We start from the raw sequence: 24,758 nt of genomic DNA, 5'->3' as shown, positions 1-24,758 counted from the left end.
TTATCAAAGCGCCACGCGCAGTTCCTGCGGGTTTTTGCCCGTCACGACGTATTTGGTCTCTTTAATGTGCAGAATGGCTGATTTCGCCTGGTACTTAGGACGAGCCATCTGGTCATTCAGCGTAGGGACCGGTTGCGGAGATTCACGCTTGGCATAACGCGCGGCGTTTTTACCGATCTGACGGTAGGTTTCCAGCGTCAGAAGCGGCGCCTGAGGGAACAGCTCCAGGTTAGAAAGCGGCGGTAATCCCTGCTGATGAATAACCGTGGTGCCTTTTGACTGGATGCCGATAGAGATCCCGGAGCCACTCAGGCGGTTACCTTCCACGGCAACAAACGCCACATCAGAGGATTTAAAGCAGCGGATAACGCGCGCTTTAATGCCTTCTTCTTCAATACCGGCAATCACTTCGCGTAAGATATTTTTGTGCGGTATACCGACGATATTGACGGTTTGCGACAGACCAAACGCTGGCCCTACGGCAATAATCACTTCATCCTGCTGCTGGCCCTGTTTGGCTTCGCCAATCTCAGTCAGAAAACTGTCGCCTTGTACCGCTGCAGCCTGTGGTGCGCTAGCCGCTGTCGTTGAGCGGAATGAGACAGGTTTGTCGCTGGTTTGCATTTCAGACAGTACGTCTTCAATTATCTGGCGCAGCAGCTTTTCATTGATTTCCATTTTTCACCCCTTAGCCAAGTTCGTTGGGATCAAGTGCGCCAGGGATGTTTTTGATCTCTTCCCAGCGTTCGCCTTGCAGGCGATAACCTGTTGCCGGACCGGCATAGTCATTGACGTCATTTACTGCGGACAGCACCTGTCCGTCGCCAACGATAATGGCGGAGGTATGCAGATAATCCCCGGTTAACTTGGCTTTCTGGATGTTGAGCATGTCCTGAGCGACATCGGTAAACCCGCCCTGAGCAAGAGCTTTCACCACTTCCAGACCGTTACGGTTTTTATTGATGATCTCTTGCGCAAATTTGATGTCTTCAACGATGTTACGCTCTGGCATATCTTTTGAACCGTGGGCGTAGGTCGCGGCCTCGACTTCTTCGTCGGTGATTGGCGGTAATCCCATCCCGGCGAATACGGCCTGCAGTGCGCGAGCTGCTTTATTGCGAATGGCGATAACGTCTTCTTCACGCACCGGACGCAGACCACCGTCGACTTTCAGATCGCGCTGGATGACGTTGTAATCGTCAAAATCTTCGGCATCCTCGTTGGAACCGGCGAACATGTTGTCGTAGTTCGGAACAGCGGAATAACCAGATGAAATGAAATCTGTACCCGGCAAGAATTGCATCAGCAGACGAGCAGTACGACGCATATCGGAGTGGGTAAAGGTCTGGTCATTACTGGAGGCACACTCCAGATCCAGTGACGAGCAGATCAGGTTTTCTGCCAGCACCGCGCGAATACCCGATGGCACGGCTGAAGGTACGCCAATGCAACTTACTGAACCGTTTTGCAAACCCTGAACGCCAGCTGCCTTGGTGATGTAAATGCAGCGCGCTTCCAGATAAAGCATCGATTTGCCTTCGGCGTAGCCCATCTGAACTTCTGAACCGGAGCCAGACGTGAAGCGCATTTTCAGGCCGCGTGAAGCGTAAGAAGAGGCCAGAAAACCTTTTGACCATGGCGTGTCGTCACCGTCTGTAAAGACGGGTTCAGTACCGTAGACGGAGATGGTTTCTGCGTAGCAGGTGTGGCCCAACATGCCGAGTTTCAGCTCGGTGGCTTCTTCCAGAGAACACTGAGTTAACACACCTGGGCGTCCAACCTGCGAACCTACCAGCAGTGCAATCGCGTTAAACGGCGCGTAACGTGCAACAGCAACGGTCGTTTCCTGCTCATCAAAGCCACGCCAGGCACCCTCTGCAGCATCGGCGGCAATCTGTACCGGGTTATCTTTGACGTTAGTCACGTGCGCTTGTTGAGATGGGGTACGGCGGGCACGCATTTTCTGCATGGCCATCATCATCTCAACGACGTTCATGTGTGAAACCACTTCCACAATTTTCGCTGGCGTCATTGCCGTGGTCAGAGGAACAATGTCCATACGCTTGACGTTGGGGTCGCAAAGCATATTGGCGAGTTTAACCGAGTCCATCGCCATCACCTCTTCAGCGCGAGCCAGGTTAATGCCGTAGCGCGCGATGAAGTGGTCAATCAGATCAAATTCACTGGCGGATTTGCCGTCCAGTTCAGTGACCATCCCGTTGACGATTTTAATCGACGGCTTAGGGTCGTTCGGGCTTTCCATCGCAATGAAGCCTTCTTCGATCCACTCCTTAACGAAGCCGTCCTGATTCACAGGGCGTTTCGCCAGTGCTTCAAATCTTTTCGATCTCATGAATCAGCCTCACTGATATCAGATATAGGACGGACGGTCGTTTTTGGGATCTGAGCCGAGGGTCGCCAGCACGGTTTTACCGATTTCACGGGCTGAGATAACAGCCTGACGCACGGCCCCTGAGTCACCGGAAATGACCAAAATGGCTTCGTTGCTGAAACTGGTGCCATGGGCGGGGGAGCTGTAGGCCACCACTTCAACATTGGCGGATTTCAGCGCCGTATCGGCCATCAGGACACCTACGGATGCGGGTGCGCCGACGATGACGCCACAAGCACGACCAATCGGTGCGCCAAAGGCTTTTTCCAGCGCGTAGCTGGCGCGTGCGGTGTATTGCATCTCGATGTGACCGGCTTCGTTGGCATAAACGTCGCCAAAGGTGCGATCCAGCTCTTTCAGCGCAACTTCAATCCCGCGCTTCACGTCAGAAACGTCATTACCGCCGAGAATTATTAGCGAACCATGACCAGCGCCGCCTTTGGTATCACGCGGCAACTCGATGCTGACGACTTCAGTATTTGTGGCTTTCACCGCTTCATCAGCGGCCATGATGTGTGGACCCGCACCAGTACGTGCGCCAAGGATGCCAATGGAGCGATAACGCTTTTCAAGTTTCATCGCGTCCAGTAAGGCGCTATCTACGTTGGCGATCACCAGACCGACGGTGTCGCCAATCGCAGTACCGACAAATTCCGTTAAACTGCAGCTCTTCTCTGCCATAGCCGTTTCTCGTGTTGGAGGATTATTTTCAGGGATAGCCTGCTGTTCTGGCGTTGCCACACGAGCAATCACCTGCGCCATGATCTGTTCAACCAGCTCATTGCTGCTCATTAGCTAATTCCCTTCGGTAAGATTTTTTCGACATCGGTATGAGGACGTGGAATGACGTGTACGGCTTTCACTTCTCCCACGTTACGGGCCGCGGCGGCACCGGCATCTGTTGCTGCTTTAACCGCGCCGACATCACCGCGGACAATGACTGTTACCAGTCCCGAACCAATTTTTTCGTAGCCGACCAGCATTACATTGGCTGACTTCACCATTGCATCTGCGGCCTCTATGGCTGCAGTTAAGCCTTTGGTTTCTACCATTCCTAACGCTTCTTGTTGCATAAAGACCTCGCCTGGGTTGTCCCGATTTTCATGACTATAAAAAGAAGCGAGGAAAAAGAATGGCTGACTTGAATGTATGAGAGAAAAAATAGTGAGGAACTGGTGATATAAAATTGCTGTTAATTATTTTATTGTGTTGTTTTTATTGATCATTTTTAGATTTGTTGATGTGATTATTTGGTTATGTTAATTCCATATTTACACTTTTGAACGTGACAGGTGAAATATCATTTGCTATGCGGGGAAAATGAATTTGTGACGGTTATCTGAAAACAAGATTATGCTATTGGCAATATTTTATTATTTCTAAAATGTACAAATAATAGAGAAATTCCCCGTCATTTGGCTTTGTTTAATAAAAGTGATGGCAAGAATTTGCTATCGCAACACGATTTTTAAAGTCATACCGCCCGCAGATTGCCAACAATTTGCCGACATGGCTTTTTATAGTAAGCCTCGAAGTATTCTACTTGCCAGCAAGGAGTCCGCTGGTAAAGACACGAACTCTGCTTAGAAGGTGTCACAATGAACGATTCACTAAAAGCGCAATGCATTGCCGAGTTTTTGGGTACCGGGTTGTTTTTGTTTTTTGGCATTGGATGCCTGAGCGCCCTGAAAGTAGCCGGTGCCAGTTTAGGGTTATGGGAGATCTGCATTATATGGGGACTGGGGATCTCTCTGGCAGTTTATCTGACAGCAGGGATCTCAGGTGCACATCTCAATCCCGCTATCACCATTGCACTGTGGTTGTTTGCCTGTTTTCCAGGTCGTAAAGTGTTGCCGTACTCCATTGCTCAGGTGGCTGGTGCCTTTGGTGGCGCTCTGCTCGCCTATTTGTTGTATGGCAGTTTGTTTATCGAGTACGAAACCGCCCACCACATGGTGCGGGGTAGCCTCGAAAGTTTGCAGCTTGCCAGCATATTTAGCACTTATCCTGCCGCTGCACTCAGCGTCTGGCAGGCTGCACTGGTGGAAGTTGTGATTACCTCCATTCTGATGGGGATGATCATGGCGCTCACCGATGATGGCAATGGGATTCCCCGGGGGCCGTTGGCACCACTACTGATCGGTATTCTGGTTGCCGTTCTTGGGGCATCGACCGGACCGCTTACCGGATTTGCCATGAATCCGGCTCGTGATTTTGGGCCAAAATTGTTCGCATGGATGGCGGGCTGGGGGGATGTCGCGATGACTGGGGGGCGTGATATTCCTTACTTTATTGTCCCGATCGTGGCACCTATCATTGGCGCTTGTGCGGGGGCAGCAATTTATCGTTACTTTATTGGCAAAAACTTACCGTGTAATAGCTGTAAGCTGGAGGAAAATGAGCGTTAGCTTCACGGAAAATGTTTATTTTTGAAATGTAATAACTGTTTTCGTGATCAGGTTTCCTGAACCGCTTAAAAAGTCTCCCAAGAATGGGAGACTTTTGTTATGTTCGAATACGCCTTTTATCATTGCTCTGGATAGCGAGATGAAAAGCAGATGTAAATAATGTGTTTTATTTATAACAATAAATTAACTGAGAGGTTTTATCATGATTTCTGCGAGTGCCCTGAACTCAGAACTTATTAATAAAATCGCACAGGATTTTGCGCAGGCCACCAGTCTGGCTGTTGTGGTTGTCAATATTCACGGTGATGAAATTTCTGAGCTTTTTAATTTCACTCCTTTTTGCCAGTTGATGCGCCAGCATCCTCAGCATAGTACACGATGTCGTATGAGCGATCGCTGTGGGGGACTGGAAGCTTCAAAATCCGATCAACCCTGCATTTATCGCTGCCATGCCGGACTTACCGACTTCTCCATTCCGCTGGTCATTGCGGGACATCTGGTCGGGTTTGTCTTATGTGGCCAGGTGCGCCTAAGCAATGACGTGGGGCTGGTGGATATTCTGAACGTGGACGACCGTTGGCAAGCCGATCCCGAACTGGTGAGTGAATTTCGTAATGTACCGGAAATGGACTATTCGCGGGTTATTGCTTCCGCGGATTTGCTAAAGCTCATTGTAGAAAATTGTCTTAAAAAACAACTGAATTTCGTCGTAATCAAAGACAATCCGCAGCAGTCAGAACCGGTACGCGCTAACCGCAGTACCAATCCGCATGACAGTAAAATGAAAAAAGCCCTGCGCTATATTGATGCGCATTTATCAGACGAGCTGCGTCTGGAAGATGTTGCCTCTCACGTTTATCTCAGTCCTTACTATTTCAGCAAATTGTTCAAAAAATATCAGGGGATAGGGTTTAACGCATGGGTAAATCAACAGCGAATGGCAAGTGCCAAAGAGTTGCTTTGTCATAGCGACTGGAGCATCGCCAGTATTGCGCGAAATTTAGGCTTTTCACAAACCAGTTATTTTTGCAAAGTATTCCGTCAAACGTACCAGGTTACGCCGCAGGCTTTCCGTCAGCAAATAAATGTCACCTCATCTGAAGAGACAGCTTAAATAGCAATAATTTGCTATTGCCGATTTTTGATATCGTACGCTATGTCAGTCATTATAAAATGAAAAATAACTACAGCAGTCAATAAATTGTCATAGCGCAACAAAATAATAGTATTTGAGGGATAAACTGCACCAGTTTTTATTTTTGTGATGAGATACAGTGTCTGAGTGAAAGACTTTCTTTATTCTTTAATGACGCTTTCATTCAAAAAATGAACATATGAATAAACGGGTTGAGGCCATAACATTGGTTGAATGTACCCGGCAAGATATTAAATTGAATTATTGTCATGAGGTCGTGAATTTGCCTCAAGACACAGAGCCAAATTAAATCGGCTCTTGAACTGACAGGTTTGCCACATTTGTGGTAGGGAAGGGGGTGAGAATCCCCCGCAGCCCCCGCTGCTGTGATGCTGACGACCCCGTATAGACCACTGATCGTAAGATTGGGAAGGACGGGCGAGGACGACGCTAAGCCAGAAGACCTGCCTGTCGGTGACTACCAACAACTTCGGTGGGAAGTGGGTTGCGCAGATGCATACAGTCGAGAGACTGGGTATCTATACACCCCTACCACCCTGAACAGGATCAGGGTATGGCGGCCAGTTTTCACGCATTTGTTCTTGCAGGTACCGGTAGCGGCTGTGGCAAAACCACGGTGACGCTGGGCTTGTTGAGCCTGATGAAAAAGCGCGGTTTACGCGTCCAGCCATGCAAAGTCGGTCCTGATTACCTTGATACTGGCTGGCACACCGCGGTGTGCGGCACGGCTTCCCGTAATCTTGATAGCTTCATGCTACCCACCTCTACACTGAATGCCTTATTTTGCGAGCAGATGCAGCACGCGGATATTGCCGTTATCGAAGGCGTTATGGGGTTATATGACGGCTATGGTACAGACCCTGATTACTGCAGTACTGCGGCGATGGCGAAACAGTTAGGTTGCCCGGTCATCTTGCTGGTTGATGGTAAGGCGGTTTCCACTTCGATAGCCGCCACGGTGATGGGATTCCAGCATTTTGATCCCAGTCTGAACATTGCAGGCGTGATTGTTAATCGGGTCAACAGCGAAACACATTACCAGCTACTCAAAGTTGCCATTGAGCGTTACTGCTCCGTGCCTGTATTAGGCTACGTTCCCCGCATGGAGGGCGTCGCGCTTCCTGAACGTCATCTGGGTTTAGTTACCGCTCGTGAGTCAGTTATCAACCAGCAGCCGTGGCAGGATTTTGCCGCGACGCTGGAACAGACGCTGGATATCGACGCGTTGTTGGCATTAAGCCAGTTAAACACCCTTCCTGTTGGCGAATGGCCCGCGCTACCGGCAGCAGACGCAGGGGTAGGGCTAACGCTGGCCATCGCTGATGACGAGGCGTTCAACTTTTATTATCCGGATAACATTACATTACTGGCGCGTACGGGCCTCAATATTGTTCGTTTTAGCCCGCTGCATGATACCTGTTTACCAGACTGTCAGATGATTTGGTTAGGCGGCGGATATCCGGAACTGCATGCTGCGGCTCTGGCCCGTAATGTCACCATGCTGGAGCAACTGCGAGCGGCGCATCAGCGTGGCGTCGCTATTTATGCAGAGTGCGGAGGGTTGATGTATCTCGGTAGCTCGCTGGAGGACAGCAACGGCGATTGCTGGCTAATGGCGGATATCATTCCAGGACACAGCAAAATGGGCAAACGGCTGACCCGGTTTGGCTACTGCGAGGCACAAGCCACACAGCAAACATTGCTGGCAACGGCCGGTGAAGTCCTGCGCGGGCATGAATTCCACTATTCCGACTTTACCCCTGAAACCCCGGCGGTGATGAATTGCCGCAAGGTGCGTGATGGCAAAACGCTGCAGGCCTGGTCAGGTGGATGGCAGGTCGGAAATACCTTCGCCAGTTATCTGCACGTTCATTTTGCCCAGCGCCCCGAAATGCTCAATCACTGGCTGGCCGCTGCGAGGAATGCGCTATGACGATACTCGCATGGTGCGTTGCCTGGCTGCTGGATTTTATCATTGGTGATCCGCAGAACTGGCCTCACCCGGTGCGCTGGATTGGCAATCTGATTTCTGCCGTGCAACGCGTTGTTCGTCGTTACTGCCATAGCGACCGCGCGCTTCGCATTGGTGGTGCAGTGATGTGGATTGTGGTGGTTGGACTGACCTGGGCTGTGTCCTGGGGGGTACTGGCGCTGGCGCAATCAATTCATCCCTGGTTTGGTTGGGTCGTTGAGGTGTGGATGATTTTCACTGTGCTGGCGGGGCGTTGTCTGGCAAATGCTGCGCTGGATGTAGAGCGTCCATTGCGTGCCAATAATCTTGCCGAAAGTCGGGAAAAACTCTCCTGGATTGTGGGACGTGATACCTCACAGCTGCAACCAAAACAGATCAACCGCGCCGTGGTGGAAACCGTGGCGGAAAACACCGTTGACGGCATCATCGCGCCGTTGTTCTTCCTCTTACTGGGCGGTGCGCCACTGGCGATGGCCTACAAAGCGGTGAATACCCTCGATTCAATGGTGGGGTACAAACATGAAAAGTACCGTGCTATCGGCATGGTCAGCGCCCGTCTGGACGATGTCGCTAACTTTATTCCGGCAAGACTGAGCTGGCTGTTGCTGGGTGTGGCGGCGTTTTTATGCCGCCAGGACGGCGTACGCGCTTTGCAGATTGGCTGGCGTGATCGCTACAACCATAGCAGTCCAAACTGCGCATGGTCGGAAGCTGCTGTGGCCGGCGCATTAGGTATTCGCCTGGGGGGACCCAATGACTACTTCGGCGAGCGCGTTGAAAAACCGTGGATTGGCGATCAACAACGAGACATTTCTGTAGACGACATTTCCCAAACGATTCGATTGATGTGGGTAGCATCGACCCTGGCACTGGCGCTTTTTATTGCGCTGCGCTGGCTGTGGCTCGGTGTCGCCTGAGGACAACAAAATGCACTATATCCAGCAGCCTCAAGCAATTGAGGCCAAAAGTTTCGACATCATTGGTGAGATTATCAGTGAAACCCGCCCGGACTATCAGTTTGCCAGTCCGTTGCATGAAGCCATCATCAAGCGGGTGATCCACACCACCGCGGATTTCGACTGGCTGGACATTCTGTGGTTTTCCAGCGATGTGCTGGAACAGTTTTGCGCTGCATTGAGTCGCCCGAGCGTGATTTATACCGATACCACGATGGCGCTTTCCGGGATCAACAAAAACCTGCTGGCAAAATTCGGTGGCGAATGCCGCTGTTACATCAGCGACCCACGTGTGGTGCGGGCAGCAAAAGAACAGGGGATCACTCGTTCAATGGCTGCAGTCGACATTGCCGTGAAGGAAGAGGGCGAAAAACTGTTTGTCTTTGGCAACGCGCCAACCGCGTTGTTCCGACTGCTGGAACATGATGCACCTGTCAGCGGTGTGGTTGGCGTACCGGTAGGATTTGTTGGCGCGGCGGAGTCGAAGGATGCCCTGACACAAAGTCATCTGCCCGCCATTGCCGCATTAGGTCGCAAAGGTGGCAGTAACGTCGCCGCCGCTATCGTCAACGCCATGCTTTATCACATGCAGGGGGCGCGATGAGCGACCAGTCCTTCGACACGCCAGTGTGGCACAACGGTAAAGCGCTGCGTAAAGGATACACCACGGGATCGTGTGCGACGGCGGCGGCAAAAGTCGCTGCGTTGATGGTGCTGCGCCAGCATCTGATCCATCAGGTTTCCATTGTGACGCCTTCCGGGGTGACGTTATGCCTGAACGTGGAGTCACCGCATATCGAAGGGCAGCAGGCGATTGCCGCCATCCGCAAAGATGGTGGCGATGATGTGGACGCCACGCATGGGATGCTGATCTTTGCCCGCGTGACGTTAGACGATAGCAAAGAGATCGTCTTACAGGGCGGTGAAGGTGTCGGTACGGTGACCCGTAAAGGGATTGGTTTGCCGGTGGGCAGTTCGGCGATTAACCGGACACCTCGTCAGACCATTGAGTCCGCAGTACGTGAAGCGATTGGACCAAATCGCGGGGCAAAAATTGAGATTTTTGCGCCTGAAGGTGAAGAACGGGCGCAAAAAACCTACAACTCGCGGCTGGGGATTCTGGGCGGTATTTCGATCATTGGTACCACGGGCATTGTTACGCCGATGTCAGAAGAGAGCTGGAAACGTTCGCTATCGCTGGAGCTGGAGATCAAACGCGCGGCAGGGCTGGATCGCGTAGTACTGGTACCGGGTAATCACGGCGAACGTTTTGTGCGTGAGCAAATGGGGATCGACACACAGGTTGTGGTCACTATGAGCAACTTTGTCGGTTACATGATTGAAGAAGCGGTACGCCTGGGATTCCGCCAGATCGTGCTGGTCGGCCACCCCGGCAAACTTATCAAAATCGCGGCAGGGATCTTCCATACCCACAGTCATATCGCTGATGCCCGCATGGAAACGCTGGTGGCTCACCTCGCATTACTTGGCGCGCCGTTGGAACTACTGACGCTGGTCAGCGACTGCGATACCACCGAGGCGGCGATGGAACACATCGAAGCGTATGGTTTCCAGCACATTTATGACCATCTGGCCAGGCGCATCTGTATGCGCGTCCTGCAAACGTTGCGTTTTACCAAAAATCCCCCGACCTGCGACGCCATCATGTTCTCTTTTGATAACCAGGTGCTGGGGAGCAATCGCCCGATCGCCGAGATCGCTGAGGAGATGCAATGTTAACCGTTGTAGGGATGGGGCCCGCAGGGTTGCATTTGATGACGCCGGTGGCGCGCGATGCGGTTGCAATGGCCGATGTGCTGATCGGTGGCAAGCGACATCTGCAGCAGTTCCCGGATTTTGCCGGTGAGCGGTTTGCTCTTGGCGCCAATATTCCGGAGCTATTGAACTGGATAGGCGAACATCAGGCGCAAAACGTGGTGGTGCTGGCATCCGGCGACCCGCTGTTCTACGGCATTGGCACGCGGATGGTGGCGCATTTTGGTATTGAAAATGTGCGCATTATTCCCGGCATTAGCGCGGTGCAGTATCTGTGTGCGCAAGCTGGTATTGATATGAACGACATGTGGCTCACCAGTAGCCATGGTCGCAGTGTCTGTTTTGATGAACTGGCGCGACATAACAAGGTTGCGATGGTGACCGACGCGCTGTGTGGTCCGCGTGAAATTGCACAGCAGTTGGTTGCCAGAGGCAAAGGACATCGCTGGATGGTGATTGGCGAAAACCTGGCGATGGACAATGAGCGTATCCACTGCCTGCCTGTGAGCAAAATTACAGCCGACTATGACATGAATGCAGTGGTGATACTCGATGAAAGATGAGCTTTTTCTACGTGGAGAGAAAGTGCCGATGACCAAAGAAGCGGTACGCGCACTTGCCCTCTCAAAACTTGAATTACACCGCGCCAGTCACCTGATTGATATTGGTGCCGGAACCGGCAGCGTGTCGATAGAAGCCGCGCTGCAATACCCAGGATTACGCGTGACGGCAATTGAGCGTAATCCGGATGCGCTCAGGCTGCTGGACGAAAACCGTCAGCATTTTGCCTGCGCAAATATCGACATTTTTCCAGGTATCGCGCCGATGACTATCGCGGAAAAAGCTGATGCCATTTTTATGGGCGGCAGCGGCGGCCATTTGACCGAACTGATTGACTGGTCAATGCGTCAATTGCATCCCGCAGGGCGGTTGGTGATGACATTTATCCTTCAGGAAAACCTCAACACCGCGCTGGCTCATCTGGACCGTCCTGGCGTACAGGGCGTGGATTGCCTGCAACTGCAGGTTTCCTCACTTACCACGCTGGGTAGTGGTCACTATTTCAAACCGAATAACCCCGTATTTGTTATCGCCTGTCAGAAGGAAGGAACCCATGTCTGAGATTTTTGATCCCCGTAGTGTGTGGTTTGTTGGCGCAGGTCCTGGCGATCGCGAGCTGATTACCCTCAAAGGGTACCGGTTGCTCCAGCAGGCACAGGTAGTTATCTATGCCGGATCGCTGATTAACACTGAATTACTGGAATATTGCCCGGCCGGAGCGGAATGTCATGACAGCGCCGAACTGCATCTGGAGCAGATCCTTGATCTGATGGAAGCGGGTGTGAAAGCCGGTAAAACCGTCGTGCGTTTGCAAACCGGTGATGTTTCCTTATATGGCTCCGTGCGTGAGCAAGGCGAAGAGTTGACTAAACGCGGGATCGACTGGCAGGTGGTGCCTGGCGTTAGCGCATTCCTGGGCGCGGCTGCGGAGTTGGGCGTCGAGTATACCGTACCGGAAGTGTCGCAGAGTTTGATCATTACCCGTCTGGAAGGTCGCACGCCGGTACCGGAACGTGAACAACTGGAGTCGTTTGCCAGTCACCAGACATCGATGGCGATTTATCTTTCCGTCCAACGTATCCACCGGGTTGCTGAGCGTCTGATTGAAGGCGGTTACCCGGCGGCCACGCCAGTGGCGGTGATCTACAAGGCAACCTGGCCGGAAAGTCAGACCGTGCGCGGTACCCTGGCAGATATTGGCGACAAAGTTCGCGACGCAGGGATCCGTAAAACGGCGCTCATTCTGGTCGGTAATTTCCTGGGCTCGGAGTATCACTACTCCAAACTCTATGCGGCGGATTTTAGCCATGAATACCGTAAAGCCTGAATCACTTGCGCTATTTTGCCTGACCCCCGGCGGCGTTGTGCTTGCTAAACGTCTGGCGGCGATGCTGCCGGTAACCTGTTTTACCAGTGAAAAGCTGCTGGAGGAGGGGTTTATTCCCTTCGAAAACGGCTTTGCTAATACCGCCCGCGAAGCGTTTGCGAATTACTCGGCGCTGATTTTTATCGGGGCGACCGGCATTGCGGTGCGCGTGCTGGCCCCGCTGGTCAACGACAAATTTTGCGATCCGGCAGTGGTGGTCATTGATGAACGTGCCCAGCATGTCATTAGCCTGCTCTCCGGTCATGCGGGAGGAGCTAATGCTCTGGCGCGTTATCTGGCGGGGATGCTGGGGGCCGACCCGGTCATTACCACCGCGACGGATGTTAACGATATGGCGGCGCTGGACACGCTGGCGTTTCAGTTAAATGCCCGTATGAATGATTTCCGCTCGGCGGTCAAAATTGTTAACCAGATGCTGGTCAGCAACAAACGGGTTGGTCTGTGGTGGGACGACGAACTGGCACAGGACGTCAGCCATTGCGACCGCCGTGGATTTATCACGGTGACCGACCTCAATCAGCTTCCTGAACTGGATGCGCTGATTTGTATTACCTTGCGCAACAATCTGCCTGAGCTGCCAGTTGTGCACTGGAAGCTGGTACCGCAGCGAGTGGTTGCCGGAATTGGCTGTCGTCGGGATACGCCGTTTCCACTGTTAGCAGCGCTACTGGCACGTCAACTCGAAGCACAGCGCTTCGACCCGCTGGCGTTAAAAGCCATTGGCAGCATCACGCTGAAAAAAGACGAACAAGGGCTTATCCAGTTGGCCTCCTGTTGCCGCGTGCCTTTCGAAACCTTTACCGCTGACGCGCTGCGTGAGCATGAACACCGTTTTCCGGCCTCATCGTTTGTTCGCAAAACGGTGGGTACAGGAAGCGTTTCCGGTCCTGCAGCCTGGCTGCTGAGCCACGGACAACTGTTAGGCGAGACCCTGCGAGAACAGGGCGTCACGATCACTTTGGGAGTTTCACACTGATGTTAAGCGTAATTGGAATTGGCCCTGGCTCGCAGGCAATGATGACCATGGAAGCCGTTGAAGCATTGCAGGCAGCGGAAATCATCGTGGGTTATAAAACCTACACCCATCTGGTAAAAGCGTTCACAGGCGACAAGCAGGTGATCAAAACCGGGATGTGCAAAGAGATTGAACGCTGTCAGGCAGCGATCGAACTGGCGCAGGCGGGTCACAACGTGGCGTTGATCAGCAGCGGTGACGCTGGGATTTATGGTATGGCCGGGCTGGTACTCGAACTGGTCAGCAAGCAAAAGCTGGACGTTGAGGTCCGGTTGATACCTGGCATGACCGCAAGTATTGCCGCCGCTTCTTTGCTGGGTGCGCCGCTAATGCACGACTTCTGCCACATCAGCTTAAGCGATCTGTTAACGCCATGGCCGGTTATCGAAAAACGCATTATTGCTGCCGGTGAAGCTGACTTCGTTATCTGTTTCTACAACCCACGCAGCCGGGGTCGCGAAGGACATCTGGCGCGTGCATTTGAACTGCTTTCCGCCAGCAAGAGCGCACAAACGCCGGTTGGTATTGTGAAGTCAGCCGGACGTAAAAAGCAGGAAAAATGGCTGACCACGCTCGGTGATATGGATTTTGAACCGGTGGATATGACCAGTCTGGTGATCGTGGGCAATAAAACAACCTATGTTCAGGACGGCCTGATGATCACGCCACGAGGTTATGTGCTGTGAATTATGGTGATGTGCTGGTCATGGGCGGCACCAGCGACGCGCGCATGCTGTGCCAGCAACTGGATGCGGCAAACGTGGCTTACACCCTGTCAGTTGCGACCCCGACGGGAAAGCAGCTTGCGGGAGACATCAAAGGTCAGGTGCGCTGCGGGCGTCTGGAACGTGAGCAAATGATTGCCTGGCTTCAGGAAAATCGGACGCGCTGGGTGATCGATGCCTCGCATCCTTACGCCGAGGTAGTGAGCCGCAACATCATGAATGCCTGCGAAGCGGCGGGCGTACTGCTGAGTCGCTATCAGCGCCCTGAACAGTTAAGCGGTTTAACCCACCCGCACCTGTATACCGTACAGAGCATTCAGCAAGGCAGCGAGGTTGCGCGGCGCTTCGGTGACCGCGTGCTGCTGACGACCGGCAGTAAAGATCTGGCCATCTGGCGCGAAGAGTTGCCTGAAAAAACGTTGCTGGCGCGCGTCCTGCCTGTACCCGAAGTCATTCAGCAATGCGCGGACCTGGGATTTGGCGTCGGTGAGATCTTTGCGCTGTGCGGACCGTTTAGCGCCGAGTTCAACGCTGCGTTTTATCGCCAGTGTCAGGCTGATGTGGTGATCACTAAGGCATCAGGCGCGGAAGGGGGTTATCAGGAAAAAGTGCAACCCTGTCTGGAGGCCGGTATCCCCTGCATCGTGATTACACGCCCGGCACCGTTGGTGACGGGAGAAGAATTACTGGAAAGTCAGGCTGCCTTTGCGGCGCGTTTAACGCGCTGGCTGGCCGCGGCTTAAGGAGTTAGAGATGAAAAAGGCGCTTCTGGTGGTCAGCTTTGGCACCAGCTATCACGACACCTGCGAGAAGAATATTGTGGCCTGTGAGCGCGATCTTGCAGCCAGTTGCCCTGACCGCGACCTGTTCCGGGCGTTTACCTCAGGGATGATTATCCGCAAGCTCAAGCAGCGTGACGGCATTGAAATCGACACGCCGCTGCAGGCGCTGCAAAAGCTGGCGGAGCAGGGGTATCAGGATGTCGCGATTCAGTCGCTGCACATCATCAACGGCGACGAATACGAAAAAATTGTCCGCGAAGTACAAAGTATGCGCCCGCTGTTTTCTCGCCTGACGCTGGGTGTACCACTACTGAGCAGCGTTGAAGATTACGCACAGCTGATGCTGGCGCTGCAACAGCAGATGCCGGCGCTTGGCGAAAATGAAAAAGTGGTCTTTATGGGGCACGGGGCCAGCCATCACGCCTTTGCTGCCTATGCCTGTCTTGACCACATGATGACGGCGCAGCGCTTCCCGGCTCGCGTAGGTGCCGTGGAAAGCTACCCGGAAGTTGAGGTGCTGATCGAAAGTTTATCTCAGGAAGGGGTGACGGCGGTGCATCTGATGCCGCTGATGTTAGTTGCTGGTGATCATGCCATCAATGATATGGCCTCCGACGAAGACGATTCGTGGAAAACATTGTTTAATGCGGCCGGGATACCGGCTACGCCATGGCTCAGTGGACTGGGTGAGAACCCGGCGGTTCGCGCCATGTTCGTGGCACATTTACAGCAGGCGCTTAATGTTGCGCTGGAGGAAGCAGCATGAGCGGAAAACTGTACGCATTAAGCACCGGGCCTGGTGCTGCCGATCTGATAACCGTGCGCGCAGCACGCACGCTTGGGGCGCTGGATATTCTTTATGCGCCAGCCGGGCGTAAAGGTGGCGATAGTCTGGCGTTGTCGATTGTGCGGGAGTATATCGGTGAGCAGACCGAGGTTCGCTGCTGCCATTTCCCGATGAGTGCCGACAGTGCTGAAAAAGAGGCCGTCTGGGATGAGGTCGCTGCTGCGTTGGTACAGGAAGTGGAAGCGGGTAAACAGGTAGGTTTTATTACCCTCGGCGACGCCATGCTGTTCAGCACCTGGGTCTTTTTACTGCAGCGCATTGGTTCGCCTGACTGGTTAGAAATCGTCCCGGGCGTGACCTCTTTCGCTGCGATTGCCGCGCGTTCGAAAACTCCGCTCGCCATGGAGCAACAATCGCTGGCAGTGGTCTCCTGTACCGCGCCGGAAGCTGAAATTCAGCAGGCGTTAAAGCAGCATGACAGCCTGGTGCTGATGAAAGTGTACGGTCGTTTTGCGCGCATCAAAGCGCTGCTGCAACAAGAAGGCTTGTTGGACTGTGCACTGATGATGTCTGAAGCCACGCTGCCGGGCGAGCAGTGCTGGCGCCATCTCGACGAGGTGAGCGACGATCAGCCGCTGCCTTATTTCTCGACCATTCTGGTCAACAAACAGTGGGAGTATGCACAATGAAGCTTGAACAACAGCTAAAACAGCTGTCTTTCAGCGGGTTGGCAGCGGCGCTATTACTGATGATTGTTCCTGAGCAAGCGTTCGCGATGCACATTATGGAAGGCTTTTTGCCACCGATGTGGGCGCTGGCATGGTGGCTGCTGTTTTTGCCCTGCCTGTGGTACGGGCTGGTGCGCCTGCGCCAAATCGTGCAGGAAGATAACCACCAGAAAGTTTTACTGGCACTGTGCGGCGCCTTTATTTTTGTGCTGTCGGCGCTGAAAATTCCTTCCGTTACCGGAAGTTGTTCACACCCTACCGGCGTAGGCCTGGCAGTTATCCTGTTTGGACCAGGCGTAGTGGCCATCCTCGGGGCAATCGTTTTGCTGTTCCAGGCTCTGCTGCTGGCGCACGGTGGTTTGACGACGCTTGGCGCTAACGGTATGTCGATGGCGGTAATCGGCCCGGTTGTTGGGTATATGGTGTGGAAGTTGGCCTGTCGCGCGGGGTTCCGCCGTGATGTTTGCGTCTTCTTGTGTGCGATGCTGGCGGATCTTGTTACCTATTTCGTCACCTCAGTGCAACTGGGCGTGGCGTTCCCGGATCCGTCTGCTGGCGCTACCGGTTCAATCATTAAGTTCATGGGAATTTTCTGTCTGACGCAGATCCCCATCGCGATTGCGGAAGGGTTACTCACCGTGCTGATTTACGATCAGCTAACCAAACGCCAGTTAATAACCGCACAAGGACATTAACGATGAAAAAGACGCTGATTATATTGGGCATGGTAGTGGCGCTGGTGATCCTGCCGTTCTTTATCAACCACGGTGGTGAATACGGCGGCTCGGACGGTGAGGCGGAGAGTCAGATTCAGGCTATTGCCCCGCATTATGAGCCGTGGTTCCAGCCGTTATATGAACCGGCAAGCGGTGAGATTGAAAGCCTGCTGTTTACGCTCCAGGGATCGCTGGGCGCAGCCGTAATTTTCTACATATTGGGTTATACCAAGGGCAGGCAACGTCGTGATGACCGGGCTTGACAGGCTTAGCTATCAAAGCCGCTGGTTTCATGTCTCACCGGTGCGGAAATTTCTGCTCTGGCTAATGATGATGATTCTGGCCTTTACTCTGCCCCCGCTGGGGCAGGGTATCGAGATGTTGCTGATAGCGGCGCTCAGTTGCTGGCTGCTGCGGGTTTCTTTCTGGCGCTGGTGTCGCTGGATGGCGCTACCATTTGGCTTTCTGCTGGTGGGCGTCGTGACGATTTTGTTTAGCGTCAGTCGCGACCCGCATAGCTTACTGGCCAGCGTACCCGTGGGCAGCTACTGGTTGGGCGTTAGCGCCCCAGGACTTGTCACCGCCAATGAAACCTTCTGGCGCAGCCTGGCTGCGCTGGCGGCAACGTTCTGGCTGGTGCTGAATTTACCGTTTCCGCAGTTAATTATCCTGCTCAAACGTGCACATGTCCCACGACTGATGACCGAGCTGATTCTGCTGACCTGGCGCTTTATTTTTATCCTGTTAGACGAGGCACTCGCCATTCATCGCGCACAAACGCTGCGTTTTGGTTATCGTAGCTTGCCATTAGGCTATCGCTCGCTGGCGATGCTGGTGGGATTATTGTTTACCCGCGTGTTGATCCGTTATCAGCAAATGACCACCACACTGGATATCAAACTGTATCAGGGTGATTTTCACCTGTAAGGAAAAGTATGCTTGCCACCTCAGCGCTTTGGTTTCGCTACCAGGATGACCCGATTCTCAAAGGGCTAACGCTGGACTTTTCTCAACATGCCGTCACCGGACTGGTGGGGGCCAATGGCTGTGGGAAGTCCACGCTGTTTATGAACCTGAGCGGTTTACTGCGCCCACAACAGGGGGCGGTGATGTGGCAAGGAAAACCACTGGATTACAGCAAGCGCGGCCTGCTGGCGCTACGTCAGCAGGTGGCAACGGTATTTCAGGACCCCGATCAGCAAATCTTTTATACCGACATCGACAGTGACATCGCCTTTAGCCTGCGCAATCTCGGGGTGGACGAGGCTGAAATTGCCCGTCGGGTGGACGATGCCTTGACGCTGGTCGACGCCCAGCATTTTCGCCATCAGCCCATTCAGTGTTTAAGCCACGGGCAAAAAAAACGCGTAGCGATAGCCGGGGCGCTGGTGCTGCAAGCGCAGTATCTGTTACTGGATGAACCCACCGCCGGTCTCGACCCATCAGGGCGTACGCAGATGATCGAGATTATCAAACGCATTGTGGCGCAAGGAAATCATGTGGTTATTTCCAGCCATGATATTGATCTCATCTATGAAGTCAGCGATGCGGTGTATGTTTTACGTCGCGGAGAAGTGCTGACGCACGGTACGCCGGGTGACGTGTTCGCCCGTACCGATCTTATTGAACAAGCCGGGTTAACTCAGCCATGGCTGGTGAAATTGCACACCGAGCTGGGCTTCCCGCTGTGTAAAACAGAGGCTGAATTTTTTAGTTGTATGCGAGAGAACGCACTGAAGGAGGCGTCATGACGCAGGCGATAATGTTGCAGGGAACGGCATCTGATGTGGGTAAAAGCGTGTTGGTCGCCGGGCTGTGTCGAATTTTTTATCAGGATGGGCTGCGTACCGCGCCGTTCAAATCGCAAAACATGGCGCTGAACTCTGGTATTACGCCAGAGGGCAAAGAGATGGGCCGCGCGCAAATTTTTCAGGCTGAAGCCGCTGGCATTACGCCAGATGTGCGTATGAATCCGGTGCTGCTTAAACCGACCAGCGACCGTAAAGCGCAGGTTGTGCTGATGGGCAAAGTGGCAACCGATATGGATGCGGTCAGTTACCACGAGTACAAACCGCGTCTGCGGGATCAAATCCTGTCAGTTTATAACAGTCTGGCGCAAGAGTTCGATGTGCTGGTGCTGGAGGGGGCGGGAAGCCCGGCCGAGATTAACCTGCGCGATCGCGATATCGTCAATATGGGCATGGCTGAAATGGCGCAATGTCCTGTCATTTTGGTGGCGGATATCGACCGTGGCGGGGTGTTTGCCTCCATTTACGGCACGCTGGCGCTATTGCACGATCATGAACGCGCCAGGGTCAAAGGGGTGATCATCAATAAATTTCGCGGCGATGTGGCGCTGCTGTATTCCGGTATTGAGCAAATTGAAGCGCTGACCGGGGTGCCGGTACTGGGCGTCATGCCATGGCTGGATGTGGATCTGGAAGATGAAGATGGCGTTGCGCTGCAAAAGGGCAAATATTTGCGCACTGATAAACGCGACATCGACATCGCCGTGGTGCAAATCCCGCACATTTCTAACTTTACTGATTTCAATGCGCTTGCCGCACAGCCGGATGTGCGCGTGCGCTATGTGCGCCAGCCTGAAGAACTGGCGGGGGCCGATCTGGTGATTCTGCCCGGCAGCAAAAATACGCTGGGCGATCTTGTGTGGCTGCGTGAGAGCGGAATGGCGCACGGCGTCGTGCAATTGCATCGTAATAATGTGCCGGTGGTGGGGATTTGCGGCGGCTATCAAATGCTCGGCGATACGATCATCGATGAAGTGGAGTCAGGGCTTGGCACGCTGCCGGGTCTGGGCTTGCTCAATACCGTCACCCATTTTGCCCAGCACAAAACCACCACTCTGGTTGAGGGAAAAATGTCCTCCTCGCTGCCTGACTGGCTGGCGGGCGCGGCAGGGTTATCCGTTCGTGGTTACGAAATCCATATGGGCGAAACGACGTTAACCGAAGAATGCCGGTCGGTGATGACGCTGCGCAAAGACGGCGGCAATGTGGCTGACGGCGCGGTTACGCCGGATGGCCTGGCGTTTGGTACTTATCTTCACGGTGTGTTCGACAGCGATGAATTTACCCGGGCGCTGGTTAATGGCCTGCGCGTACGTAAAGGGTTAGCACCGCTGGATTCCACCTTCCATTACGCGCAATATAAATCGCAGCAGTTTGATCTGCTGGCGGATGCGATGCGGCAACACATCGATATTGAGAAAATTTATACCATCATGCAGCAACACCGGGAGCCCGTATGATGATTCTGGTTACCGGCGGTGCGCGTAGCGGCAAGAGTCGACATGCGGAAGCGCTGATCGCGGATTCTCCAAACGTTTTGTATATCGCGACTTCGCAGATCTTTGATAAGGAGATGGCGGCGCGAATTCAGCATCATCGCGATGGACGCCCTGCGCACTGGCGTACAGCTGAACGCTGGCAACATCTCGATGAACTGATAACGGCAGAAAACGATCCGCAGGAAGCCATTTTGCTGGAGTGCATTACCACGATGGTGACCAACCTGCTGTTTGCACTGGGCGGTGACAGTGACCCGGATAGCTGGGATTACGCGGCGATGGAGCAGTCGATCGAGGATGAGATCCGTTCGCTGATTGCTGCCTGTCAGCGCTGCCCGGCAAAGGTTGTGCTGGTGACCAACGAAGTGGGAATGGGGATTGTTCCGGAGAACCGTCTGGCACGGCATTTTCGCGATATTGCAGGACGCGTGAATCAGCGACTGGCGGCAGCAGCCGATGAGGTCTGGCTGGTGGTATCAGGAATTGGAGTCAAAATTAAATGAGTAAGTTGTTCTGGGCAATGCTCTCTTTTATCAGTCGCTTGCCCGTTCCTGCTCGCTGGTCGCAAGGACTGGATTTCGAGCACTATTCACGTGGCATTGTTATGTTCCCGCTGATTGGCGTGGTGCTGGGCGGGCTTACGGGGCTGGTCTTTATGGCGCTACAGGCCTGGTGCGGTATCCCACTGGCGGCGCTGTTTGCAGTGTTGACCCTGGCGCTACTGACCGGCGGTTTTCATCTTGATGGCCTGGCGGATACCTGTGACGGTATTTTCTCTGCCCGTCGACGCGAACGGATGCTGGAGATCATGCGCGACAGCCGGCTGGGAACCCACGGCGGACTGGCGCTAATTTTCGTGTTGCTGGCAAAAGTGCTGGTAGTGAGCGAACTGGCTTTGCGTGGCACACCGATGTTGGCGGCGCTTGCTGCGGCTTGTGTCGCCGGGCGGGGCTGTGCTGTTTTGCTGATGTATCGACATCGTTACGCGCGCGAAGAAGGGCTGGGCAACGTCTTTATCGGCAAAGTCTCCGGGCGTCAAACCTGCGTCACGTTGGGATTTGCGGCGATCCTTGCCGCCGTACTACTTCCCGGTATGCGTGGTGTGGCAGCACTGGTCGTTACGTTGGTGGCGATCTTCATTCTTGGGCAGTTATTAAAACGCACGTTAGGTGGGCAAACCGGCGATACGCTGGGTGCGGCCATTGAACTTGGCGAGTTGGTTTTCCTGCTGGCTCTGCTTTGAGTCAGTCAACATACTGGAACCCTTATGCAGACTTTATCCTCTTTACTTCACGCGATCCCTTCTCCCGATAGCGCTGCAATGTTGCGCGCGCAGCAACATATTGATGGCCTGCTTAAGCCGCCGGGAAGTCTTGGGCGACTCGAATCTCTCGCTGTGCAACTGGCCGGTATGCCAGGCCTGAAGGGTGTGCCGCATGTGAATGGCAAAGCGATGCTGGTGATGTGTGCCGATCATGGCGTGTGGGATGAAGGGGTTGCCGTTTCGCCTAAAATCGTCACGGCTATTCAGGCTGCTAATATGACGCGTGGGACGACCGGCGTTTGCGTGCTGGCTGCTCAGGCGGGGGCAAAGGTACATGTGATTGATGTCGGCATCGATGCTGAACTCATTCCCGGCGTGGTGAATATGCGCGTGGCGCGCGGCTGCGGTAATATTGCTCAAGGCCCGGCAATGCGCCGTTCTCAGGCCGAGGAACTGCTGCTGGAAGTTATCCGTTATACCCATGAGCTGGCCAGGGATGGCGTAACGCTGTTTGGCGTCGGTGAACTTGGTATGGCCAATACGACCCCCGCGGCGGCAATCGTCAGCGTATTGACCGGCAGCGATGCCGAGGATGTGGTCGGTATCGGCGCTAACCTGCCGCTCTCGAGGGTAGGCAATAAGGTTGATGTTGTACGGCGAGCCATTGCCGTCAATCAGCCGGATCGCAATGACGGTATTGATGTGCTGGCAAAAGTGGGTGGTTTTGATCTTGTCGGTATGGCGGGGGTGATGTTAGGTGCGGCGTCTTGCGGTCTGCCGGTCATCCTGGATGGTTTCCTGTCTTATTCGGCGGCACTGGCTGCCTGTCAGATAGCGCCGGAGATTAAACCTTATCTGATCCCGTCGCATTTCTCCGCCGAGAAGGGCGCTCGTACTGCACTGGCGCACCTGGAACTGGAGCCGTATCTCAACATGGGAATGCGTTTAGGCGAAGGCAGTGGTGCCGCGCTGGCGATGCCCATTGTTGAAGCGGCCTGCGCGATGTATAGCAATATGGGGCAGTTAGCTGCCAGTAATATTGTATTACCGGATGGCAAAGAAGCGTAGCCGCTCACGACCCCGCTTTATGGCGGGGGTTTTTATGTGCATTCTCGTCGTAACCCCCTAAAACAGATAAAAAAGCTATACTTAATGGATATCTGCTGCGACGAAGGAAAGGAAAAAGATGCGTCGTGTAAAACTGCTGTGTGCTCTTGTTATGCTGCTCGCGAGTCAGGGATCGCAGGCGGTGAGCTACCCATTGCCTCCTGAGGGCAGCCGTCTGGTGGGAAGCCCTTTGACGATAACGATTCCCGCTGGTAATACTCAGCCCCTGGAGGCTTTTGCCGCACAGTATGGACAGGGATTGAGTAATATGCTCGAAGCCAATCCTGGTGTGGACGTATTTCTGCCAAAGTCGGGTTCCACACTGGTGGTGCCACAACAGTTGATATTGCCTGATACCGTACGTGAAGGCATCGTCATCAACGTCGCAGAAATGCGGCTCTACTATTACCCTGAGGGTGCTAATACGGTAGAGGTATTACCTATTGGTATTGGGCAGGCCGGGAGGGAAACTCCGCGCAACTGGGTCACAGCGGTCGAACGTAAACAGGAAGCACCAAGCTGGACGCCCACGGCAAATACCCGGCGGGAGTATGCTGCTCGTGGGGAAAGCTTACCGGCGTTTGTGCCTGCCGGGCCTGACAATCCGATGGGACTGTACGCTATCTATATCGGCAGGTTGTACGCCATCCATGGTACTAATGCCAACTTCGGTATTGGGCTACGCGTGAGCCAGGGCTGCATCCGTCTGCGTAATGACGACATCAAATACCTGTTTGATACTGTGCCAGTTGGCACGCGTGTTCAGATTATTGACCGACCGGTAAAATTCAGCACCGAGCCAGACGGTAGCCATTGGGTTGAGGTTCATGAACCGCTGTCCCGCAATCGCTCCGAATATGAATCTGACAGAAAGGTTCCGCTGCCCATCACCCCCGTTTTGCGTACTTTTATCAGCGGGAATGACGTGGATGTGAATCGTGGGAATCAGGCGCTGGAACGCCGTTCCGGGATGCCGGTGAATATCAGTCTGGTGCAGACACATTAGCGATGCCACTACGCGGCTCTTTCTTAGCCCTGACTATGGTGGGCCGCTTTTTTAAGCTGATACTGACCCATTTTCACAAAACCGATATGGTCCGCCATCAACTGAGCTTCGTGCTCGCTGTGGGTAACCAGCAGCGCGGTCTGGCCTGCGGCGCGTAAAATATCCCGAACCTCATTACCAAGGCGCTCGCGTGTGCGCTTATCCAGGCTGGAGAAGGGCTCATCCAGCAGTAAAATTTCTGGGTGTGGCGCCAGCGCGCGGGCTAACGCGATGCGCTGCTGCTGCCCGCCAGAAAGTTCATGAGGGTAATGGTTAGCATGACTGTGCAATTCCACCATTTTCAACAGCTCCGTCACTCTGGCCTGTTGCGCTTCACGTGGCATACGCCGTAAACCGAAGGCGACGTTTTGTTGTGCGGTCAGATGGGGAAATAAGGCGTATTCCTGAAAGACCATGCCGACATGACGTTTTTCCGGGGGCAAATGAACGCCGGGACCAGCGATACGCCGCTCTGAGACATAGATCTCTCCACACAGCAGTCGTTCAAAACCGGCAACTGCACGCAACACCGTTGTTTTCCCGCAGCCTGAAGCACCAAGCAGACAGGCAATTTCTCCTTTGCGTACCGACATTGAGAATCCGCTCAGGACCGGTTGCTGGCTGTTGCCGTAGGCAACGTGCACGTCCTGGAGTCGTAATGCGATTTCTGACAT

The 24,758-nt window shown here is 53.8% G+C and carries 28 protein-coding genes and 1 riboswitch; of the genes, 23 read left to right on the top strand and 5 right to left on the bottom strand.

What is annotated here, in order from left to right; genetic code table 11:
- Window positions 1-3: 3 nt before the first annotated feature.
- Genes pduD through pduA form a run of 4 tightly spaced genes read right to left on the bottom strand, consistent with a single transcriptional unit; the run spans window position 4 to window position 3,465 of the window.
- Window positions 4-678: a propanediol dehydratase medium subunit PduD gene (gene pduD / locus HV041_RS11315; protein WP_005128021.1), complete on the bottom strand. Its 675-nt coding sequence runs from the start codon at window positions 676-678 to the stop codon at window positions 4-6.
- Between the two features lie 10 nt (window positions 679-688).
- Entirely contained in the window at window positions 689-2,353 is a 1,665-nt protein-coding gene (pduC, locus tag HV041_RS11310; RefSeq protein WP_005128020.1) for a propanediol dehydratase large subunit PduC, read from the bottom strand.
- Between the two features lie 18 nt (window positions 2,354-2,371).
- Window positions 2,372-3,184, bottom strand: a complete 813-nt coding sequence (gene pduB / locus HV041_RS11305; RefSeq protein ID WP_048211993.1) for a propanediol utilization microcompartment protein PduB — start codon at window positions 3,182-3,184, stop codon at window positions 2,372-2,374.
- A complete protein-coding gene (gene pduA, locus HV041_RS11300; RefSeq protein WP_003030255.1) occupies window positions 3,184-3,465 on the bottom strand; it encodes a propanediol utilization microcompartment protein PduA in 282 nt (93 codons plus the stop codon). The genes pduB and pduA overlap by 1 nt, the downstream gene beginning before the upstream one ends.
- 525 nt (window positions 3,466-3,990) lie before the next feature.
- On the opposite strand from pduA, the gene pduF reads away from it, so the two are divergent.
- The 23 genes from pduF to ldtA all read left to right on the top strand — a co-directional run bounded on the left by pduF (window position 3,991) and on the right by ldtA (window position 24,045).
- Window positions 3,991-4,800, top strand: a complete 810-nt coding sequence (pduF, locus tag HV041_RS11295) for a propanediol diffusion facilitator PduF (RefSeq protein ID WP_048211992.1) — start codon at window positions 3,991-3,993, stop codon at window positions 4,798-4,800.
- Window positions 4,801-5,002: 202 nt separating this feature from the next.
- A complete protein-coding gene (gene pocR / locus HV041_RS11290; protein WP_048211991.1) occupies window positions 5,003-5,914 on the top strand; it encodes a regulatory protein PocR in 912 nt (303 codons plus the stop codon).
- A gap of 332 nt (window positions 5,915-6,246) precedes the next feature.
- A riboswitch (cobalamin riboswitch) is annotated at window positions 6,247-6,422 on the top strand.
- Window positions 6,423-6,509: 87 nt separating this feature from the next.
- Window positions 6,510-7,889, top strand: a complete 1,380-nt coding sequence (locus tag HV041_RS11285; RefSeq protein WP_048211990.1) for a cobyrinate a,c-diamide synthase — start codon at window positions 6,510-6,512, stop codon at window positions 7,887-7,889.
- A complete protein-coding gene (cbiB, locus tag HV041_RS11280; RefSeq protein WP_121584490.1) occupies window positions 7,886-8,845 on the top strand; it encodes an adenosylcobinamide-phosphate synthase CbiB in 960 nt (319 codons plus the stop codon). The genes HV041_RS11285 and cbiB overlap by 4 nt, the downstream gene beginning before the upstream one ends.
- Window positions 8,846-8,855: 10 nt before the next feature.
- A complete protein-coding gene (locus HV041_RS11275) occupies window positions 8,856-9,488 on the top strand; it encodes a cobalt-precorrin-8 methylmutase (RefSeq protein WP_048211988.1) in 633 nt (210 codons plus the stop codon).
- A complete protein-coding gene (cbiD, locus tag HV041_RS11270; protein ID WP_048211987.1) occupies window positions 9,485-10,624 on the top strand; it encodes a cobalt-precorrin-5B (C(1))-methyltransferase CbiD in 1,140 nt (379 codons plus the stop codon). Before HV041_RS11275 ends, cbiD begins: the two co-directional genes overlap by 4 nt.
- Window positions 10,618-11,223 (top strand): cobalt-precorrin-7 (C(5))-methyltransferase, encoded by a 606-nt coding sequence (locus HV041_RS11265; RefSeq protein ID WP_048211986.1) that lies wholly within the window; start codon window positions 10,618-10,620, stop codon window positions 11,221-11,223. The genes cbiD and HV041_RS11265 overlap by 7 nt, the downstream gene beginning before the upstream one ends.
- On the top strand, window positions 11,213-11,782 hold the full coding sequence (locus HV041_RS11260) for a decarboxylating cobalt-precorrin-6B (C(15))-methyltransferase (RefSeq protein ID WP_048211985.1): 570 nt from the start codon (window positions 11,213-11,215) through the stop codon (window positions 11,780-11,782). Before HV041_RS11265 ends, HV041_RS11260 begins: the two co-directional genes overlap by 11 nt.
- Window positions 11,775-12,548: a cobalt-precorrin-4 methyltransferase gene (locus HV041_RS11255; protein ID WP_005123046.1), complete on the top strand. Its 774-nt coding sequence runs from the start codon at window positions 11,775-11,777 to the stop codon at window positions 12,546-12,548. Before HV041_RS11260 ends, HV041_RS11255 begins: the two co-directional genes overlap by 8 nt.
- Window positions 12,529-13,584, top strand: a complete 1,056-nt coding sequence (gene cbiG / locus HV041_RS11250; protein WP_061067717.1) for a cobalt-precorrin 5A hydrolase — start codon at window positions 12,529-12,531, stop codon at window positions 13,582-13,584. The genes HV041_RS11255 and cbiG overlap by 20 nt, the downstream gene beginning before the upstream one ends.
- Window positions 13,584-14,309, top strand: a complete 726-nt coding sequence (locus HV041_RS11245; protein WP_048211983.1) for a precorrin-3B C(17)-methyltransferase — start codon at window positions 13,584-13,586, stop codon at window positions 14,307-14,309. Before cbiG ends, HV041_RS11245 begins: the two co-directional genes overlap by 1 nt.
- Window positions 14,306-15,091, top strand: a complete 786-nt coding sequence (locus HV041_RS11240; protein ID WP_121584491.1) for a cobalt-precorrin-6A reductase — start codon at window positions 14,306-14,308, stop codon at window positions 15,089-15,091. The genes HV041_RS11245 and HV041_RS11240 overlap by 4 nt, the downstream gene beginning before the upstream one ends.
- 10 nt (window positions 15,092-15,101) lie before the next feature.
- Window positions 15,102-15,896 carry a sirohydrochlorin cobaltochelatase gene (locus tag HV041_RS11235; RefSeq protein WP_116360208.1) on the top strand — a complete coding sequence of 265 codons (795 nt, stop codon included), beginning with the start codon at window positions 15,102-15,104 and terminating at the stop codon, window positions 15,894-15,896.
- On the top strand, window positions 15,893-16,606 hold the full coding sequence (locus tag HV041_RS11230; RefSeq protein WP_005123035.1) for a cobalt-factor II C(20)-methyltransferase: 714 nt from the start codon (window positions 15,893-15,895) through the stop codon (window positions 16,604-16,606). The genes HV041_RS11235 and HV041_RS11230 overlap by 4 nt, the downstream gene beginning before the upstream one ends.
- Window positions 16,603-17,340: a cobalt ECF transporter S component CbiM gene (gene cbiM, locus HV041_RS11225; protein ID WP_048211980.1), complete on the top strand. Its 738-nt coding sequence runs from the start codon at window positions 16,603-16,605 to the stop codon at window positions 17,338-17,340. The genes HV041_RS11230 and cbiM overlap by 4 nt, the downstream gene beginning before the upstream one ends.
- 2 nt (window positions 17,341-17,342) lie before the next feature.
- The gene (locus tag HV041_RS11220; protein ID WP_003030289.1) at window positions 17,343-17,624 is read left to right on the top strand and encodes an energy-coupling factor ABC transporter substrate-binding protein; all 282 of its coding nucleotides are present in this window, start codon (window positions 17,343-17,345) and stop codon (window positions 17,622-17,624) included.
- On the top strand, window positions 17,611-18,288 hold the full coding sequence (locus HV041_RS11215) for an energy-coupling factor ABC transporter transmembrane protein (protein ID WP_116360207.1): 678 nt from the start codon (window positions 17,611-17,613) through the stop codon (window positions 18,286-18,288). Before HV041_RS11220 ends, HV041_RS11215 begins: the two co-directional genes overlap by 14 nt.
- 8 nt (window positions 18,289-18,296) lie before the next feature.
- The gene (locus HV041_RS11210; protein ID WP_061067720.1) at window positions 18,297-19,112 is read left to right on the top strand and encodes an energy-coupling factor ABC transporter ATP-binding protein; all 816 of its coding nucleotides are present in this window, start codon (window positions 18,297-18,299) and stop codon (window positions 19,110-19,112) included.
- Window positions 19,109-20,629 carry a cobyric acid synthase gene (locus HV041_RS11205; protein ID WP_116360206.1) on the top strand — a complete coding sequence of 507 codons (1,521 nt, stop codon included), beginning with the start codon at window positions 19,109-19,111 and terminating at the stop codon, window positions 20,627-20,629. Before HV041_RS11210 ends, HV041_RS11205 begins: the two co-directional genes overlap by 4 nt.
- Complete coding sequence (gene cobU / locus HV041_RS11200) at window positions 20,626-21,171, top strand: bifunctional adenosylcobinamide kinase/adenosylcobinamide-phosphate guanylyltransferase (protein ID WP_048211976.1); 546 nt, start codon at window positions 20,626-20,628, stop codon at window positions 21,169-21,171. Before HV041_RS11205 ends, cobU begins: the two co-directional genes overlap by 4 nt.
- Window positions 21,168-21,911, top strand: coding sequence for an adenosylcobinamide-GDP ribazoletransferase (cobS, locus tag HV041_RS11195; RefSeq protein ID WP_061067722.1), 744 nt, complete (start codon window positions 21,168-21,170; stop codon window positions 21,909-21,911). The genes cobU and cobS overlap by 4 nt, the downstream gene beginning before the upstream one ends.
- A 24-nt stretch (window positions 21,912-21,935) precedes the next feature.
- Window positions 21,936-23,000 carry a nicotinate-nucleotide--dimethylbenzimidazole phosphoribosyltransferase gene (cobT, locus tag HV041_RS11190; RefSeq protein WP_048211974.1) on the top strand — a complete coding sequence of 355 codons (1,065 nt, stop codon included), beginning with the start codon at window positions 21,936-21,938 and terminating at the stop codon, window positions 22,998-23,000.
- Between the two features lie 118 nt (window positions 23,001-23,118).
- The gene (gene ldtA / locus HV041_RS11185; RefSeq protein ID WP_048211973.1) at window positions 23,119-24,045 is read left to right on the top strand and encodes a L,D-transpeptidase; all 927 of its coding nucleotides are present in this window, start codon (window positions 23,119-23,121) and stop codon (window positions 24,043-24,045) included.
- 23 nt (window positions 24,046-24,068) lie between these two features.
- Here ldtA and HV041_RS11180 read toward each other — a convergent pair whose 3' ends face one another.
- Window positions 24,069-24,758, bottom strand: coding sequence for an ABC transporter ATP-binding protein (locus tag HV041_RS11180; RefSeq protein WP_121584492.1), 690 nt, complete (start codon window positions 24,756-24,758; stop codon window positions 24,069-24,071).

Origin of the sequence: Citrobacter sp. RHBSTW-00029 (assembly GCF_014104295.1) — a bacterium.
In the GTDB taxonomy this organism is placed as follows: Bacteria; Pseudomonadota; Gammaproteobacteria; order Enterobacterales; family Enterobacteriaceae; genus Citrobacter; species Citrobacter youngae.
Note: the sequence above shows the minus strand (reverse complement) of the source record. Positions and strands in the feature narration are given on the sequence as shown.